Origin of the sequence: Chitinophaga sp. Hz27, assembly GCF_042263525.1 — a bacterium.
Lineage (GTDB): Bacteria > Bacteroidota > Bacteroidia > Chitinophagales > Chitinophagaceae > Chitinophaga.
Window position 1 is genome coordinate 70834 of record NZ_JBHKFJ010000001.1, and the last position, 17475, is coordinate 88308.

Genomic DNA, 17475 nt, shown 5'->3' on the forward strand with positions numbered 1-17475 from the left:
TTCGGAATATTTTTATGCAAATTTGCTACTGTTATCCCGACTAACTGTTACACGAAACGTATTTAAATTTATACGAAACGGATTTTTTATGGCTGTAGTTATTAAGAATGATGCCAGCGATATCCTTTGGGAGAAACAGGTGCCGTTTAGTCCAGAAAAGATCGCATCTCCAACTATCGTACAGGAAAAGGCTGAATTTTCCTACGATTTTGGCAATGCCAGCTTTAACAGTCTATGTTTTGATGGTTATCATGTTGCGCATGGAAAAGCAGAGGTGTTTCAGAATATCCATGTAACACATGATGTATCTGATGTAGCCCTGGTGGACATGTTTTTTATGAAACATGGCGATATAAACACCAGTTTTGAAGGTGTGACCAAATCATTACGGTTTTCTTCCCTGGAACATAATCTGATGTTTGCCCCACAAGGAAATGAGGAGGCGGCTGTAAAGAAGCAGGATGGATTGTCCATTTTTGTCATCAGCTTTACCCGCGACCGATTTCTGGAACTGGCAGAGCATAATGGAGATGTGTTGGACCAGCTGGCAAATAATGTAGCCGGCAACCGTCCTACATTGTTGAGGACTAAGCAAAACCCGCATATGACACCTCGAATGAATGCAGTTATTGAAGAAATTGTTAACTGTAATTTCAAGGGAGGTATTAAAAAGCTGTATTTACAATCTAAGGTATTGGAGCTGCTGGCTTTGCAGGCAGAACAAGCTGGTAGCCTGCCAACGGGCGTGACTACACGCAGTTTCAACGCCAGCGACCGCGATAAGCTGGACCATGCCAGAACGATATTGCTGAATAATGTGCAGCAACCACCCACCCTCGGTCAGCTGGCACGTATGACAGGACTAAACGAATTTAAGTTGAAAGCCGGCTTTAGGGAGGTATATAATAATACCGTTTTTGGTTATCTCAGTGATCACAGACTGGCCATCGCCCGGGAATTGATCCTGGAAGGAAAACTTTCACTTACGATGATTGCTGAAGAAGCAGGATATTCTTCCTTACCCCATTTCAGTAATGCATTCCGTAAAAAATTCGGCAATAGCCCTAGTAGCTTGAGGATAGCCCGATAAGCAATAAAAAATGGCTGACTAAAAAGCGTATAATTATCACTTTTTAGTCAGCCGCTACACTGCCGGGCACTGGCAGTTAGTATAATATACTAGTATGCGATGGTAAACTGTTGTTTGATATGTTTAGGCTGTTGCAGTTCATCTAACATCGCCACTGCGTAATCAGCAGAAGAAATTTTACTGTTACCGTTAGCATCTGTTACCAGCTGCGTGCCACCCAGGCGGAATTTACCTGTACGTTCACCAGGTTCGATCATCGCAGCAGGACTGAAAGCTGTCCATTCCAGGTCATTTTCTTGTTTCAATACATCCAATCCCGCCATGGTAGCTGCGGCTATTGGTTTCCATTCTGCCGGGAAATGTGGAGAATCAAAGAGTTTTACACCAGGAGCTACTTCCAGACTAGCAGCACCACTTACCAGAAGGAAACGTTTGATTCCAACCTTTTTAGCCGCATCAATAGTTGCTTTAGTAGCCTGAATATAGGTGTCTGAATCTGCTGCCTTGTAAGCACTGATAACGGCGTCATTGCCGGCGATGGCATTAGCCAGATCAGCTGCGTTAGTGGCGTCAGCCTTTTTTACAGTCAGTTTATCATTTTGTACAGTGATTTTTTCTGGATTACGCACTACTGCCGTTACTTCCAGACCTCTCTGTAATGCTTCTTTCAATATTTCCTGACCTATAAAGCCAGATGCACCAATTATTGCAACTTTCATTTTCTTCGTTTTTAAACTGTAATAAAAATAATTACAGTACAAATGTAGGCAAGAAAATCAATTGAGCAAGATTTTTCTAAAAAAACAATAAAAAAAGCCTCCCCGCGATTTAACATTTCGCGGGGAGGCTTGGTTTATAAGGAGTTGAATTATTTCTTTTCCAACACCATGCTAACTTGCGGCGCTGCTTTTTTAGCAGGAGCAGGAGCGGGAGCAACTGTGGTAACTTTAGCGGTAGGTGCAGCTTCGCGGGTATGGAAGCGTTCACCAAGGGTAGGTGCGATTACCAGTGATACGATGGACATCAGTTTGATGAGGATGTTCATAGAAGGACCAGAGGTATCTTTAAAAGGATCACCTACGGTATCACCTGTTACAGAGGCTTTATGTGGTTCAGACTTTTTGTAATAGGTTTCGCCGTTAATTTCTACACCTTTCTCGAAAGATTTTTTGGCATTATCCCAGGCACCACCGGCGTTATTTTGGAAGATACCCATTAATACACCGCTTACAGTAGCACCAGCGAGGAAACCGCCGAGTACTTCAGGGCCTGCGATGAAGCCGATCAGCAATGGAGAAATCAGTGCAATTGCACCAGGCAGCAGCATTTCACGGATAGAAGCCTGTGTAGAAATAGCTACGCATTTATCATATTCCGGTTTGCCGGTACCTTCCATGATACCAGGGATTTCGCGGAACTGGCGGCGAACTTCTTCCACCATGGCCATGGCAGCGCGTCCTACGGCAGCAATAGCCAGCGAAGAGAAGATGAATGGGATCATACCGCCGATAAAGAGACCGGCCAGTACATCTGCCTTATATATATCAATACCGGTGATACCGGCAACGCCAACGAAAGCGGCAAAGAGTGCCAAGGCGGTAAGTGCAGCAGATGCGATCGCGAAACCTTTACCAGTAGCAGCTGTGGTGTTACCCACTGCATCCAGGATATCGGTTTTTTCACGAACGTCTTTAGGCAGCTCGCTCATTTCAGCGATACCACCTGCATTATCAGCGATAGGGCCGAAGGCATCGATAGCCAGCTGCATGGCCGTAGTAGCCATCATGCCGGCAGCGGCGATAGCCACGCCATATAATCCTGCAAAGGAGTAAGAACCCCAGATACCGCCTGCCAGCACCAGGATAGGAAGCATGGTAGATTCCATACCCACGCTTAGACCGCCAATAATATTAGTAGCATGGCCAGTAGCAGATTGGCGGATAATAGATTTCACCGGGCGTTTACCCATTGCCGTATAATATTCTGTAATGATACTCATTAAAGTACCTACGACCAGGCCTACTACGATAGAACCAAATACTTGTCCTTTTGTGAACACATGGCCGCGAAGGGTCATTTCGGTATCAGGAAGTATCCAGTTAACGAGGAAGTAAGATACTATCAGGGTGAGCACAATAGAGCCCCAGTTACCCATGTTCAGCGCTTTTTGCACTACACCGGTGTTGAGACCTGCGCTATCGCTAATCCTTACAAAGAAGGTACCGATGATACTGAAGATGATACCAAATCCTGCGATCAACATAGGGAGCAGGATAGGAGCCAGGCCGCCGAAAGCATCATGAGAGGTGGTTTCAGAGCCGAGTACCATGGTAGCAAGAACGGTAGCAACATAAGAGCCAAAGAGATCAGCACCCATACCGGCAACATCTCCTACGTTGTCTCCAACGTTATCAGCGATGGTGGCAGGATTGCGGGGATCATCTTCCGGAATACCTGCTTCTACTTTACCTACCAGGTCAGCGCCAACATCGGCAGCTTTGGTGTAGATACCGCCGCCTACGCGCGCAAACAATGCGATACTTTCCGCACCCAGTGAGAAGCCTGTCAATACCTCAATGGTTTTGATCATCTCTGCTGTATTTGCTTCCGCGCCAAAGTATGATTTGAGAATGATAAATAATGAACCGAGACCTAATACGGCCAAACCGGCAACACCCATACCCATTACAGAACCGCCGGTAAATGAAACTTGTAAAGCCTTTGCCAGACTAGTACGTGCTGCCTGCGCAGTACGCACATTTGCCTTGGTAGCTATTTTCATTCCTATGAAACCCGCAGTAGCGGAGAATATAGCACCTACGATAAAAGCCAATGCAATTGACCAGTGTGAGTTGGCATGGCTGGCACCCATGTAACCAAGGAGAAGGGCGGCAATAATTACAAAATAGGTAAGGATTTTATACTCAGCTTTCAGAAACGCCATGGCACCTTCTGCGATGTGTTGTGCAATTTCTTTCATCCTGTCATTACCAGCATCCTGGCGTGTTACCCAGGCAGATCGGAACGCAGTATATAACAAGGCTAGTAATCCAAAACATGGAACGAGGTAAACTATACTCATATTGACGAATTTAATAATGCAAGGATCAGAAATTGGTTTAAGAGTTAAAAGATCAAAGGATTCTCAATAGTGTTTCAAATAAATATAAAACATAAAAAATTAATACTCACATCTATGAAGGAAAAAAATGGAACATCCGCTATGGCAGCAGGTTTTGGAGTACTTTCCTCAAATGCCCTGTAAGAAGGCTTGTCCGAGATGGTTGATAATATCTCCTGCGGTCATTGCTTCCTGCGATAATGAAGCAGCTGCAAGGTCGCCGGCAAAGCCATGTAGCCAAACACCCATAATAATAGCCGCTTTAGGACTATAATGTTGCGCCAGTAAGCCAGTCAGTATACCCGTAAGTACATCCCCGCTGCCACCAGTGGCCATGCCGGGATTTCCTGTAGGATTAAAATATATGGCACCGTCAGGGCAGGCAATAGCAGTATAACGGCCTTTTAATAAGATGTAAAGCCCTAATTCTGCGGACTTCTTACTCAATAGTTCTATTCGTTCGAAATCATTGGCAGTAGCGCCAAACAGGCGTTCAAACTCTTTGGGGTGAGGTGTTAATATGGAACCAACAGGTATGCTGGATAACAGGTATGGATATACGGAGATGATATTGAGTGCATCAGCATCGATCACCATTGGCTGGCGATAGGCTTCCAGCAACTTTTCGAGGGAAGCGGCTGTGGAAGTGTGTGTGCCGAGTCCCGGGCCAATACCTACTGCTGCATATTTGGTATCTGTCACATCCTGGTGGAAATGCACGTTCATGGCCTCGTCGCGGTCGGTAATACACATCGCCGCAGGTTCGCCTATCTGCATAATATCATAGCCACAGCCAGGAACATGGCAGGTCAATAGTCCTACACCTGCTCTCAGGCAAGCCCCTGCTGATAAAAGTGCAGCACCCATTTTGCCATAACTGCCTGCGATCAGCAACGCATGTCCATAAGTACCCTTATGTCCAAATGGATCACGGGGCTGGTAGATCGTTTGTATGGTGGCTGTATCTGTTAGGTGAAATCGTGCAGGCGTATGCGTTAGGTACTCCGGATGTAGTCCAATAGGGAGTACATGTACTTTCCCTGTAATGCCGGCATTTTCTGGTAAAAGAAAGGCCAGTTTCCAGGTTTCAAATGTAAGTGTATGATGTGCTTGTACAACCGGTGTGTGCAGCGAGCTGCTGTCGGCTTGCAACCCGGAAGGGGTATCAACGGACACTATAATGTGTCTGTACCGCTGATCGTTGATTTTATGAATAATGCCTGCCAGCCATCCTTCAATAGCCTTGTTGAGCCCTGTACCGAAGATAGCATCTACAATAATAGCGCGATCTGGGATTTCGGGGAATTCCTTGACATCATTAAGTGGATGGATATGATTGGGGTATGCTTCGTGTAGGCGTTGCAGGTTTACTTCATGATCATTGCTGGTTCTGCCTCCCTGTATCACCCATGCGCTTGCATTCCAGCCCTGGTCTAATAACAGCCGTGTGATAACCAGGCCATCGCCACCATTGTTTCCTTTTCCACAAATAATATATACTGGATGTGTTGGTGTGAAATTGTCTTCAATCCAAACGGTGCAGGCATTGGCTGCGCGTTCCATCAGATCCACACTGCTGATAGGCTCATGTTGTATTGTATAGGCATCTGCTGCACGGATCTGTGCTGCGCTGAAGATTTTCATAGCAAGTTGTTATTACCTAAAATTAGGGAATTATCTAACAACGAGCGGTTTAACGGCTTGTCCATCGGACCATTTTCCCATATTGGTAACGGCTGTGCTGTCGCCATACACACAGGGACAGCCTTGCTGATGAAAAACACAGTCGAGGAGTGCGTCTGTCAGTTTCCAATAACAGTAATAATCGGTAGCATCTACACGGGTGGTAGAAAAAGCAAGGGAGATGATACTATTTTTCTGGCCGGAATCGAAGGTCATGTCAGTGGCAGCGGCTTCCCCATGATCGGCGGTGATAGCCGGGTATCCGTAAGGGTCAGCAAGGTGCGTGATCATGGTTTTATTGGCGGCAGAAATATAGGTGGTAGCATTATAGAGCATGTCAGCAAAAGAGGCGCCGCCATTATCTTTTTCCTCTACAACGAGCAACATTTTTATTTTTGAAGACATGCTTTTATAGCTTGGCAGGGCGCCCTGTGGTGCATTGCCGGTGCTTGGACAGGCGAGCATAACCGCTTTAGGTGCTGGTATGCCATAGGTACTGTACGACATGGCCAGGTTGGCTGCTATAACGCCACCATAACTGTGTCCTATATACGCTATTTTACCTTTTATGGGTTGTGGCATACCTGGATTGGCGGCCAGAACTTTCAATGCCCTGTTGATGGCCGCTGCAGCATTGCTAGAATAAGTGGAAGGGTTGGTAACGATGGTAGCCTGATACCTTGGGAAGATGACAATATTGCCTTTTTTTACCAGATGCTTGATCCATGCTCCATAACAGGCTGGGTTCCAAGCACCATAGCCATGGTTTAGCACTACTACGGGTGCTTCTTTTGGAGAAGGTTCGCTGGGCAGATATAGCCAGAATCCGGTGTTGCCATCGTCATAATTCTTTTTGATAACGGTGGAGGATTGATAGGAGGAACTGCCATAACCTTCCAGCGGCTGGCCAGGCTGTTGTATTACAGCAGGATCTTTTGATGGCTTTTTACAGGCCACCAGAAACAGGAAGGCATAAGTCAGGTACAATATCGTTCGCATCTAAGAATGTTGGCATTAGGTACAGTGGATCCCAAAAAAAACGGACAACAGGAAACCCTGTTGTCCGCTAAAGTACATAATTTCTTTGTTTATCCTAGAAGGCAAATCTTGCAGAAATACCTCCGATTTCTTCGCCGAGATAGTTGGTTGGTCCAACAAACTGAACATAAGGTTTCAGGTCAGCGCTGATGTTCAACGGAATTTTCTTAAACGTATATTCGATACCGATAATACCGTCTAAGCCCGGAGATACATAAGTACCCTTGCCTTTGTCCACGTAACGATCCCAATCGTAGTCGCGGCGATCATAAATACCTACGTGTACACCACCACCAGCGTACATGTTAAGGCCTTGCATACCTACATTCCAATGATATTCGTATAGTCCTGTGAAGGTTACGTTAGTGTTTTTGTCGTGATTAGTGGTAACTAATCCTTCGATGGCATGTGGTCCTGCAATAAAGTGTTTAATGGTGAAGCCTACTACCCATGGGTTAAGACGTACGCCTAATGCGGTATTGTAGTTATCAATACCATAGCTTCCGCCGCGGTAGCTGCTTTTCTTTTGCGCGTTAGCCTGTACTGCCAGCATGGCAATCAGACCGAAAAGTAACACGACTTTCTTCATAAATTAATACTTATTAAAAATAAAAGATATTTGCGTCTTCTAACGTTAGAAATTTCTCTAAAGTATTTTCTCTCTAAAAAAAATCACACTTCTTTAACAATAACAATGCCAACAGGGGAGAGCAAAATTAGTTTTTTATCAGCCTTAGATAGATGAATCCTGCCAAACCCGCTACCAGAGAGGCTGCGATGACAGAAATAATAGCAATGATCTGCAACGATCTATCGGTATAAGCCAAACCCGCAATAAAAATTGACATAGTAAAACCGATACCGGCAATCATACCTACACCCCAGAGCTGGCCCCAGCGGCTGTTTTCTGGGAGCACGGCTAAACGAAGTTTCACTGCAAGGAATGACATCAGGAAAATACCGATTGGCTTTCCTAACACTAATCCTGCAATAATACCGTAGCTGATACCATGTGCTAGTGCGTGAAAAACGTCTCCAGGCAAGGCAATCGCCGTATTTGCCAAGGCAAACAGCGGCATGATGACAAAATTCACAGGGTCGTGTAGGTTATGTACCAGTTCTTCAATGCGGGACTGAGGAATGCATAACGCCAGCAATACACCCGCAATAGTTGCATGTACACCGGAGTTGAAAAGGCAATACCAGAGCACTATTCCTGGCAGGAAATAAAAAACGGTACGTTGTACCTTTAATATATTCAGTAAGATAGGCAACAGTAAAACACCTCCTCCTATCAGGAGGTATTGCAGATCAAGATGTGGTGTGTAGAAAATAGCAATAGTAAGGATTGCACCCAAATCATCTATAATGGCCAATGCCATCAGAAATATTTTCAGGCTGATAGGCACCCTGTTGCCTAGAAGGGAAAGTATACCTAATGAAAAGGCAATATCCGTAGCCATGGGGATTCCCCACCCATTACTATATTCTGTACCATGGTTAAAGCAGCTGAAAATTAAAGCAGGAGCTACCATCCCGCCAATAGCTGCGAGCACTGGTAGTATGGACTGCTTCACTGATGATAGTTCTCCAACGGTGAGTTCTCTTTTTATTTCCATTCCTACCATGAAAAAGAACAAGGCCATCAGGCCATCATTTATCCATAGCAGGAAGGAGTTGGGTAAGATAAGGCCACGCAGATGGAAATGATGACCACCAGCAGGGTCCAGGGGGGCATTCCAGAAATTGATATATGCTGCTCCTGCGCCCGAATTGGCGAGGGTCATAGAAATAATGGTACAGATGATCAGCACAATGCCCACCGCCCTGCTATCTTTCAAAAATTTAAAGATAGGAGATAGCAGTGATTGCCTGATGGTTTTGATAGAAGATTTCAGCACAGTATCCGGAGTTTAACGGGTTAGTTAAATGTATTGGGGCAAATATACTGTAAAAAAATACCCTCCGAGATGAAGCGGAGGGTATTGGTTTATTGCATGAGTTCAAATTTGGATTTGGGTCGCCGGTTGATTTCCCACTTAAAATGTTCGAGTTTAAGTTCTTCTATCGGTCTTTGTGTAAATGGATATACCGTTGTTTCGGGTTGCGTGATAAACTTCGCTTTATAAATTTCGTTGTCTTTAAAGTACAATGAAATGGTGGCGGAAAGTGTATGGCTCACGTTCATGAAGGCTCCTGCATTATCGGCGGCATACATGATGGTTTCAGCATTTCCTTCTACAAACATCCAGTCGAGCTGCTTATTTACAACATAGCCGGTGATGGTATTTCCTTTGATCTGATTAAACAGGTCTTTACCGGTTTCGTTGATGATGAAGGCATGTTGTCTCATTACGAGCTTATCGACGGTCTGGTTTTTCGTGTATGCGTATACGGTATCTCCATACATTTCTGTGCTTCTGCTGGTCCAGATGATTGGATCACGGAAGAAGCGGAAGATGGAGTCGCTGGAAGAATAATATACGCTGTCGGCTACTCCCTGTAGGGAATCGGAGAACATGCGTACATGATGATAGGCCAGGATGTACCTTATTTCTGTGGTATCATCGGCTTTATTTTTTGGTTTGGTAATATTGATGCTGTCGGCAAAGTGTTTAATTCCGGGGAGTGAATCCTGTGGTGCGACAGGTTTCATTGGAGCTATTTTCATGTTGGTGACAGCGTTTACGTTTTCCCTGGCTTTTGTTTTAGCGAGGGCGGTATCTGCCATCATCATCATTTTAGCACCGGTGATACTATCTTTTCTTTGTTTTGCCAGCAGTTCATCTCTTTTAAGATATTCTGGCACGTTATCTATATATGTAGATACTTCCCTGGATTTCACGGGTGTGAGTCGCAGTGGTGCAGGTACCTTTTTTAATCCTTGTACAGAAGGGATGGTGAGACTATCGCCTGGTTTGATGATGCCAGTGAATAGCGTGTCGCTGGCCATATAGAAAGTATCTTTTTCGCTTTCCATGATCAGCAGTGGTTTCTGGGTGGCCAGCAGTGTTTTGTAGACCTGGTCTACAATGCCGTAGTTGGCAAGGAGGGACATATGTCTGATGGTATCGCGGTAAACCATGTTTCCGGTAGCATATGCTTTTCCGTTGACTTTATCCATTTCCAGCTGATCGGCGGTGAGCGTACCTGTACTGTCTTCTATGAGCGGGCGATTGGTAAAGTTGGCGTATCCTTTATCTGTGTCGTAATACCCGCTGGTAGCGTACATGATGCGTTTACCTTCATTAATAGTAGTAGGCGCGATGATGTTGGCTATTTTGGTTTCTGTATTATAAAGCAGTGCATCTGTGGTCAGCGTGTATTCAGGATCTATCAATACTACATTACGTTGAAAGTGCATTTCTTTCATGTCTACATAATAGAAGCCTTCATCGCTGGTGAGGGTGCTTTTACCGTTTACCAGTTTACCAGTTTTAAGGTAGCTACCGATTTTAGCGTTCATATCATAGATGAGCTCAGGGCCGGTGATGGTCACTTTGCCGTCGGTCATACGCGCATTGCCTGTAAGTGTAGCAATGCGAGTAGACGCATCATAGTTGAGTACATCTCCATAGATATTAATACTATCTGCCTGGTTGATATGAATTTTACCGTAGGCATCGATGTGGTTGGACCTCAGGTTTTGGATGGCGCTATCGCTATAGAAAATCGTATTACCCTGTACGAGTTTTACGTTTCCTATCAGTTTGCGGATAGCGAGGGTATCGGTGGTGATATCATACAGTACGTCTGCATTTTTGATATCCACTCTGGTACCTTTCGGGCCTGTAGTGTCGGTGGCAGGCGGAGCTGCGGCCTGCTGGGCATTGGCAGTAAAGATGCCGGCTATGCAGCACATAGCCAGTAAAAGCCCGTATTTTATGATTACACGCATGTATCCTGATTATTGAACCTGAACTGAGTCTGAAGGTATGGGCTTCACTTTATCTTTTTTGCCGAACAGGGAGAAGTGCACATAACGTTTAGGGTTGACGCGCAGATCTTCCAGTAGTTTATTAAGACTGTTCAGGGAGCTTTGGAGGTTATTGTAAACTTTTTTATCGTTCAGCAATAAACCCGCGGTACCGTCGGTGGTGTTGAGTTTTGCGATGGTAGTATTAAGACTGTTTGCGGCAGACTGCAGTTGTTGTAATGTTTTATCAATATTACCGTTAGCGAGTGCGCTGGTGGTTTTTTCTGCATTATCGAGGATATGGCCGATTTTCTCATTATTATTTTTGAGATTACCGGTTACGGCTTCGAGATTACGCATGGTGCCAGTTACGGTACCGTTGTTTGGGTCCAGCATGGTATTTAGTGATGCGCTGGTAACGGTAAAGTTATGCGTGATGGTGTTAAGGTTTCTGATTGCCTGTTGCAGTTGAACTTTGGAAGTGGTGTCCAATAAGCTGTTTACGTTGAGCAACAGGGAGTCGATATTCATGAGAGTACCCTGAAGTTTTCTAACCAGGGGATTGAGTTGTTCCTTTAGGGCATCTGTCATGCTACCGTCTACGGCAGCGTAGATGGTATCGCCGCTTTTCAGATAGTCGGAAGCGTTACCCAGGTCGAGCTGAACGGTTTTTGTTCCGAGCAGGTCGCTGGAGATGCGGGCTACAGAGTTGCGTGGGATTTCTATTTTTTTAGAGATGGTGATGGTAACGAGTATTTTACTAGGGTCGTGGTCCATTACATCGAGGTTGGAAACGTTACCAACAACGAGGCCATTTACCTGAACGGCATTGGATGGCTGGAGACCATTTACCTGTTTATATACAGCATATATGGTTTTGGAATGTGAAAACAGGCTCTTTCCTTTCAATAAATTAAAGCCCAGCACAAGGAGGGTAATACCTAATGCTGTAAGCACACCCACTTTGGTTTCATTTGATAATTTGAGCATGAGATTCGTATACGTTCAACGCAAAAATAATCAAAAAGGCAGTCCGGGGAGTGTTTGAATTAAAATGTTGATAATTATAAAGAGAATTTTTGGGGAGGTAGGTTGTTGGGGGAGGGGTAAGGGGTAGTTAGTTATTGGTAACGAAAGCGTCTTTAAATCCTGATTTTTTGGCTTTTTTGAGGGCGGTGGAAGCTACTTGTTCGGATTGGAATGGTCCCCAGGTATATTTATTCATTTTTTTCCGGTTCATGACTACTGCGGTGCGTTCTACAGTGACATGGCCCGGGAGCTTCCTAAATATGGAAGCTCCTGGGTTATATAATTTGTCAGTAATCAGCAATTGCACGGCATAGTCCTGTTTGGAGGCTGGCTTGCGCTGACCACCAGGTTTGGTGGATTTGCGGTAAGCCTGTGGTGCGGCATTGCCGGTATTGGTTTGTTCAGAAGGCTGTACGTGGTTATTATTGGTAAACCTGTCCAGTTCATCACGGTAACGCTTAATCGCTTTAAAGATACCGTTGGCAAGTTCCATCTGGCCGGAGTTTGAGTTGAGGTAGTCTTCCTCTTCCGGGTTGCTGATGAATCCTAATTCTACCAGTACGCTAGGCATGGCGGTAGCAGAGAGTACCCAGATGCCTTTTTCGTTACGTTGTCTTGCGCCACGGCTGATACGACCTACTCTGGTGAACTCGTCTTCTATTAAAGTAGAGAGTCGGAGGCTTTGGTCGAAATAAGCGTTTCGCAGGGTATTGAGCAGGATGTAGGTTTCCGGATCGGTATCGTCCATGAGGGCGCGTGATTCTTCGGAATTAGCATCAAGCACGATAACGGAGTTCTGTTTCAGGGACTCCATTTTAGCGTTGTTTTTGCTGGTTGCCCAGATGTAGGTTTCGGTACCTTTTGCTGGATTAGGGTAAGAGGCGTATACGGGTACGTGTTTAGCGACCTTTTTCTTACCTTTTCTTACCATAACGGTTTTGGTACCTACCTGCCGTTGCAATTTTGCGGCAGAATTACAGTGGATAGACACGAACAGTTCACCTTTGGCATCGTTGGCAATTTGAGCTTTTACTCTTGGATTATCGAAACGATCGGATTTTCGTGTATACACTACCTTTACATCCGGCATGTTCTCTTCGAGGAGTTTTCCCAGTTTCAGGGCAACTTCTAAAGTGACCTGTTTCTCTGTGGAATAACTGCCCCTTGCGCCTGGATCTTCGCCACCGTGGCCAGCGTCAATAACGATAGTTCTGATTGGCTTTCCCTGCTTTTCTGAATCTGGTGTGTTTTTTGCCTGAATAAAAAATGTGCAGGTGAAAAGTGTTCCCAGTCCTAAAGTCCAAAATCGGTTCCAGCGCATGTTTCTCTTTTTAATGGGTGCTGTAATCACAAAAAATAAAAAATAAGTTTATCTGTTAAAATAATAATTTACTTGTTCCATGCGAGTTTTAAGTGCCTTTCCCTGTCTCTCATTTCAAACTTTACAAGTTATCATTTGTAATAAATTGTTTAAAAACTTGTAGGTTTGTGCCCGCCTTAACACATGAGCTCTAGCTACAAAAATAATTATAAAAAGTTTTTACGACAGACATACCTGGTAATTGCAGGTGTGATTATTGCCGTTCCCTTTATTATAGATGCAACTGCAGGCATAAAGCCACATGCATTCTTCGGATTTAACAAAATTTTTGCAGACACGGTACCGACAAAGCCTAAAAACGCTGGTCCGGTGAAGCCTGTATCGGCTCCGATTAACCTTAAAGATACGGCTATTGTGCCAAAATCCGGGGATTCAGGAGCTATAAAATTGGCTGGTGATTCCACTTTCCTGGATAGCACCCGTGTTACAGTGGATACTTTTAAGATCCCTGTAGCCTCCAAAGACTCTCTGGACGCCACTGTCACCGCAAAAGCGGAAGACTCCATGGTACTCATGATAAAGGAAAAACAGTTTTACCTGTACGGAAACGCCAATGTGAAGTACAAAACTGTTGATCTCACTGCAAGTAAAGTAGCTTTTGACCAGGGCAGCGGCGTAATGAGTGCTACCCAGACAAAAGATACTGCCGGCAAATTTATTGGCCGTCCGGTGATGAATGATGGTGGTCAAAGCTTCGAATCCGATACTGTAGAATATAATTTCACTTCTCAGAAGGCCATGATCTTCCATACTAAATCCGTTTACGGAGAAGGGTATGTACATAGTGAAAAGACCAAACGAATGGCAGACAACACCATCTTTGGTTTTAAAAATGGTTATACTACCTGTGATCTGGATACACCTCACTTCAGCTTCAGAGCTAAAAAAATTAAGGTAATTCCTGATAAACTGATTGTTTCCGGGCCAGCAAACCTGGAAATTCAGGGTATTCCTACACCTTTATTCATACCATTTGCAATTTTTCCGATCACCCAGGGCCAACGCTCAGGGTTGCTGCCACCACAGTTTGTGGTTAACCAGCAGAAAGGGATGGGACTTGAAAACGGAGGATACTATTTTGGTATGGGGGAGCATATGGACCTTACCGTTAGGGGAGATGTATACTCCTATGGTAGCTGGAGCCTCACTGCGAGTCCTACGTATCGAAAGCGCTATAAATATAGTGGTGGGTTGACGATCAGCTTTGCAAACACCCGCCTCGGCGATCCGTCGGTACCGCAGGAGTTTGTGAACAGCCGCGACTTCCACATCATGTGGAACCATAGCATGGATAGTAAAGCCAGACCAGGAATTAACTTTGGCGCCAGCGTGAACTTCGGAACCTCTTCTTACAACCAGTATAACGTTTACGACTATAGTACCCGCGTAAATAATAACATCGGTTCCAGTATCAGTTTCTCGAAAACCTGGCAGAACAAGCCTTATAACCTGACCGTCAGCTTATCAGACAACCAGAACCTGCAAACACGCGATGTATCATTGACCTTCCCGGATGCGAATTTCTCTGTACAGACGATTTATCCATTCCAACCTAAAGAAGTGATAGGTACGCCCAAATGGTACCAGAAAGTAGGTATCAGCTATACCAACCAATTCCGTAACCAGGCATATTTCAAAGATTCAGCTTTTGGAAAGCAGGCAATGTTTGATGCATTACAGACAGGTATGCAGCAAACCGTTCCGATTTCCTTCTCGATACCAGTGATGAAGGCATTTACCTTATCTCCGGGTATTACTCTTAACGAGTATTGGTATACGAAAAAGATCACCAAAAATTTTAATCCAAATAAGTTTAACTACTCAACAGGTACCAGAGGTGCATTGGATACTACCTATACACCAGGTTTCTACGCCCTGCATGAGCTGAACACCAGCCTGACACTCGCAACAGCCTTGTATGGTATGTATGACTTTGGACCTAACCATAAGATCCGTAAGATCAGGCACGTAATGCGTCCTTCTATTGGTATGAGCTATCGTCCGGACTTGAGCAGCGGTGCATATTACAACATGCAATATGATGCGCAGGGCCATACTTCGAGAGTATCTTATTTCCAGGGATCTGTGATTGGCGTACCGGGAGAAGGTACATTTGGCGGTGTGAATTTCGGATTGGATAACAACCTCGAAATGAAGATCTATTCTAAGAAAGATACTTCTGCTAACCATGAAAAAAAGGTGAAACTTTTGGATGGTTTCGGGTTTAACTTCAACTATAACTTTGTTCAGGACTCATTTAAATTATCGCCAATCTCATTGTATGCGCGTACAAACCTGTTTGATAAACTGAATATCAGTGCTTCAGGTACTTTGGACCCGTATGTGATAGATGCGGCTGGTATACGCCACGATAAATACATCTGGAATACAGGTAAGATTAGCCCGGGCAGGCTGACGAATGCTTCTGTCACGATGTCGACCTCGTTTACATCGAAGGACAAGAAGGCGCAGAGTAAGATGAAGGAGCTGGATTCTTTGCAGAATGCCCAGGACCCTAATATTATGGCGGCCGCGCAACAGCGACAGCTGCAGCAGATCAGAAACCATCCGGGAGAGTATGTGGATTTTGATATTCCGTGGAGATTGGACCTTTCTTATAGTTTGGCTTATACCAACCAGGTGTTGCCGGATTCAGGAGGTTTTGTGAAGAGAATCACGCAGTATGTGAACTTCAATGGAGATTTTAGTCTGACCCCGAAATGGAAGATTGGTATGAACAGTGGTTTTGATTTTACCAATATGAAGATTGCTTATACAAACATGTATATTTCGAGAGATTTGCACTGTTGGCAGATGTCGATCAATCTGGTGCCGTTCGGGACCTTGCGCCAGTTTAGTATAACGATTAATCCGAAGGCAGGTATTCTGCGAGATCTGAGGATTAACCGATCGCGGCAGTTTTATGATATGTAGCGACGCTATTGCAGCGGAAACTTATAAAAATGCGATATCCCACACCGTCACTGGTGTGGGATATTTTTTTGCACACAAATGGATGATCAGGCCGGAATTGAAAATGGAAGACTGAACGGTTGCAGTGCAGGTTCAGGTTTCTGGGGGCTACAATAATTAATGGGCGCTAGTAGAAGCAAATGAAGCAACGGAGGACCGGTTGTTTTCATGACAGATAGTTTAGTGAATGTTATTTTGAGTAAAAGCTCCCAATATCCGGAACAGCAAGGTGTTGGGAAGATGGGTGCAGCTTTACTGCAATTTATTATTTTTTTGGAGCTCCAGGTACAAAGAAATGTTAAAGAAAATGGCTACTGCAGCAGGGTTGCAGTAATAATTCCGGAGTATTTGGGAATCAGTGAAATATGAATAAGTTAATTTAAAACAAACAAAAAAATGGATGGCGTGGTGAGCCATCCATTTTTTTGTTTATAAGGAAATATAATTTCGTTTATACGTTATTGTTAATGTAGTAGTCCCACATGATTTTAAAGACTTTTTCTCTCAGCATGGCTACATCGTCTTTGGTGAGTCCGGCGGTAGACACGGGCGGGAGGAAGTGGTAATCGATGTGATGTGGCCAGGCGTAGAATCCTTTATCAGCGGGGTTGACTATTTTGGTATGAAACAGGAGAGAAGGTATGATGGGCACTTGTGCTTCAATGGCAAGTGCGAATGCACCGTCATAAAAGGGCTTTAGGGGCTCATTAGTGCGGTTTCTGGTGCCTTCTGGGTAGAGGAGCATATGCATGCCTTTTGCGAGCGCTTCCCGCATCTGAACGACGCTGTTTTTACGACTTTGTTCATCTTTGCGGTCTACCAGGATACCGCCGATGCGATAGAGTACACCGAAGAGCGGTATTTTGCCCATAGAGGCTTTGGCGAGTGTTTTATTTACGCCAGGCACGCCGGGAGTGGTCACCGGTACATCGATGAGCGCGTTGTGGTTGCATACAACCACGTATGTTTTTCCTTCTTCAAAATATTCTGTCCCTTTGATCCTTACCGGGCAGCCGATCAGGGGCATATAGACTTTCATCCATATTCTTCCGATGGTGATGAAACCTTTGGTTTTTTTAGGGTCAGGAAAGAAGGAGTAGATCCATATTGGAATAAACACAATGAGCATTGTTCCTGCGAAGAGCAGGAGTGCGTATAGTGCAAATATTTTTCCGAAGATGTTTTTTATCAGTTTCATATAGCCGTTCACTTTCGCTACTAGCGTGCGTTAGCTAATATATTAA

12 protein-coding genes are annotated in these 17475 nt (G+C 44.6%); 2 read left to right on the forward strand and 10 right to left on the reverse strand.

The annotated features are described in order from the left end of the window. Positions 1-88 precede the first annotated feature (88 nt). Positions 89-1090, forward strand: a complete 1002-nt coding sequence (locus ACE38W_RS00340) for a helix-turn-helix transcriptional regulator (RefSeq protein WP_375828194.1) — start codon at positions 89-91, stop codon at positions 1088-1090. Positions 1091-1179: 89 nt separating this feature from the next. On the opposite strand, the gene ACE38W_RS00345 is transcribed toward ACE38W_RS00340, so the two are convergent. The 9 genes from ACE38W_RS00345 to ACE38W_RS00385 all read right to left on the reverse strand — a co-directional run bounded on the left by ACE38W_RS00345 (position 1180) and on the right by ACE38W_RS00385 (position 13198). Continuing rightward, positions 1180-1809 (reverse strand): NAD(P)-dependent oxidoreductase, encoded by a 630-nt coding sequence (locus ACE38W_RS00345; RefSeq protein ID WP_375828196.1) that lies wholly within the window; start codon positions 1807-1809, stop codon positions 1180-1182. Positions 1810-1958: 149 nt separating this feature from the next. Next, a complete protein-coding gene (locus tag ACE38W_RS00350; RefSeq protein ID WP_375828198.1) occupies positions 1959-4172 on the reverse strand; it encodes a sodium-translocating pyrophosphatase in 2214 nt (737 codons plus the stop codon). A gap of 168 nt (positions 4173-4340) precedes the next feature. Continuing rightward, a complete protein-coding gene (locus tag ACE38W_RS00355) occupies positions 4341-5855 on the reverse strand; it encodes an NAD(P)H-hydrate dehydratase (RefSeq protein ID WP_375828199.1) in 1515 nt (504 codons plus the stop codon). Between the two features lie 30 nt (positions 5856-5885). Then, a complete protein-coding gene (locus ACE38W_RS00360; protein ID WP_375828201.1) occupies positions 5886-6893 on the reverse strand; it encodes a hypothetical protein in 1008 nt (335 codons plus the stop codon). Positions 6894-6987: 94 nt separating this feature from the next. Next, entirely contained in the window at positions 6988-7521 is a 534-nt protein-coding gene (locus ACE38W_RS00365) for a hypothetical protein (RefSeq protein WP_375828202.1), read from the reverse strand. A gap of 127 nt (positions 7522-7648) precedes the next feature. Then, positions 7649-8833, reverse strand: coding sequence for a Na+/H+ antiporter NhaA (gene nhaA / locus ACE38W_RS00370; protein ID WP_375828204.1), 1185 nt, complete (start codon positions 8831-8833; stop codon positions 7649-7651). 89 nt (positions 8834-8922) lie between these two features. Further along, positions 8923-10830: an OstA-like protein gene (locus ACE38W_RS00375; RefSeq protein ID WP_375828205.1), complete on the reverse strand. Its 1908-nt coding sequence runs from the start codon at positions 10828-10830 to the stop codon at positions 8923-8925. A gap of 9 nt (positions 10831-10839) precedes the next feature. After that, positions 10840-11838 (reverse strand): MlaD family protein, encoded by a 999-nt coding sequence (locus tag ACE38W_RS00380; RefSeq protein ID WP_375828206.1) that lies wholly within the window; start codon positions 11836-11838, stop codon positions 10840-10842. 127 nt (positions 11839-11965) lie between these two features. After that, complete coding sequence (locus ACE38W_RS00385; protein WP_375828207.1) at positions 11966-13198, reverse strand: N-acetylmuramoyl-L-alanine amidase; 1233 nt, start codon at positions 13196-13198, stop codon at positions 11966-11968. 183 nt (positions 13199-13381) lie between these two features. On the opposite strand from ACE38W_RS00385, the gene ACE38W_RS00390 reads away from it, so the two are divergent. Beyond that, positions 13382-16192, forward strand: a complete 2811-nt coding sequence (locus ACE38W_RS00390; protein WP_375828209.1) for a putative LPS assembly protein LptD — start codon at positions 13382-13384, stop codon at positions 16190-16192. A gap of 490 nt (positions 16193-16682) precedes the next feature. Here ACE38W_RS00390 and ACE38W_RS00395 read toward each other — a convergent pair whose 3' ends face one another. Further along, on the reverse strand, positions 16683-17429 hold the full coding sequence (locus ACE38W_RS00395) for a lysophospholipid acyltransferase family protein (protein WP_375828210.1): 747 nt from the start codon (positions 17427-17429) through the stop codon (positions 16683-16685). Between the last annotated feature and the right edge of the window lie 46 nt (positions 17430-17475).

What these genes read in the sequence shown, in the direction of transcription:
- ACE38W_RS00340 (WP_375828194.1), top strand. Translation starts at nt 89, where the DNA reads ATGGCTGTAGTTATTAAGAATGATGCCAGCGATATCCTTTGGGAGAAA.
- ACE38W_RS00345 (WP_375828196.1), bottom strand. Translation starts at nt 1,809, where the DNA reads ATGAAAGTTGCAATAATTGGTGCATCTGGCTTTATAGGTCAGGAAATA.
- ACE38W_RS00350 (WP_375828198.1), bottom strand. Translation starts at nt 4,172, where the DNA reads ATGAGTATAGTTTACCTCGTTCCATGTTTTGGATTACTAGCCTTGTTA.
- ACE38W_RS00355 (WP_375828199.1), bottom strand. Translation starts at nt 5,855, where the DNA reads ATGAAAATCTTCAGCGCAGCACAGATCCGTGCAGCAGATGCCTATACA.
- ACE38W_RS00360 (WP_375828201.1), bottom strand. Translation starts at nt 6,893, where the DNA reads ATGCGAACGATATTGTACCTGACTTATGCCTTCCTGTTTCTGGTGGCC.
- ACE38W_RS00365 (WP_375828202.1), bottom strand. Translation starts at nt 7,521, where the DNA reads ATGAAGAAAGTCGTGTTACTTTTCGGTCTGATTGCCATGCTGGCAGTA.
- ACE38W_RS00375 (WP_375828205.1), bottom strand. Translation starts at nt 10,830, where the DNA reads ATGCGTGTAATCATAAAATACGGGCTTTTACTGGCTATGTGCTGCATA.
- ACE38W_RS00380 (WP_375828206.1), bottom strand. Translation starts at nt 11,838, where the DNA reads ATGCTCAAATTATCAAATGAAACCAAAGTGGGTGTGCTTACAGCATTA.
- ACE38W_RS00385 (WP_375828207.1), bottom strand. Translation starts at nt 13,198, where the DNA reads ATGCGCTGGAACCGATTTTGGACTTTAGGACTGGGAACACTTTTCACC.
- ACE38W_RS00390 (WP_375828209.1), top strand. Translation starts at nt 13,382, where the DNA reads ATGAGCTCTAGCTACAAAAATAATTATAAAAAGTTTTTACGACAGACA.
- ACE38W_RS00395 (WP_375828210.1), bottom strand. Translation starts at nt 17,429, where the DNA reads ATGAAACTGATAAAAAACATCTTCGGAAAAATATTTGCACTATACGCA.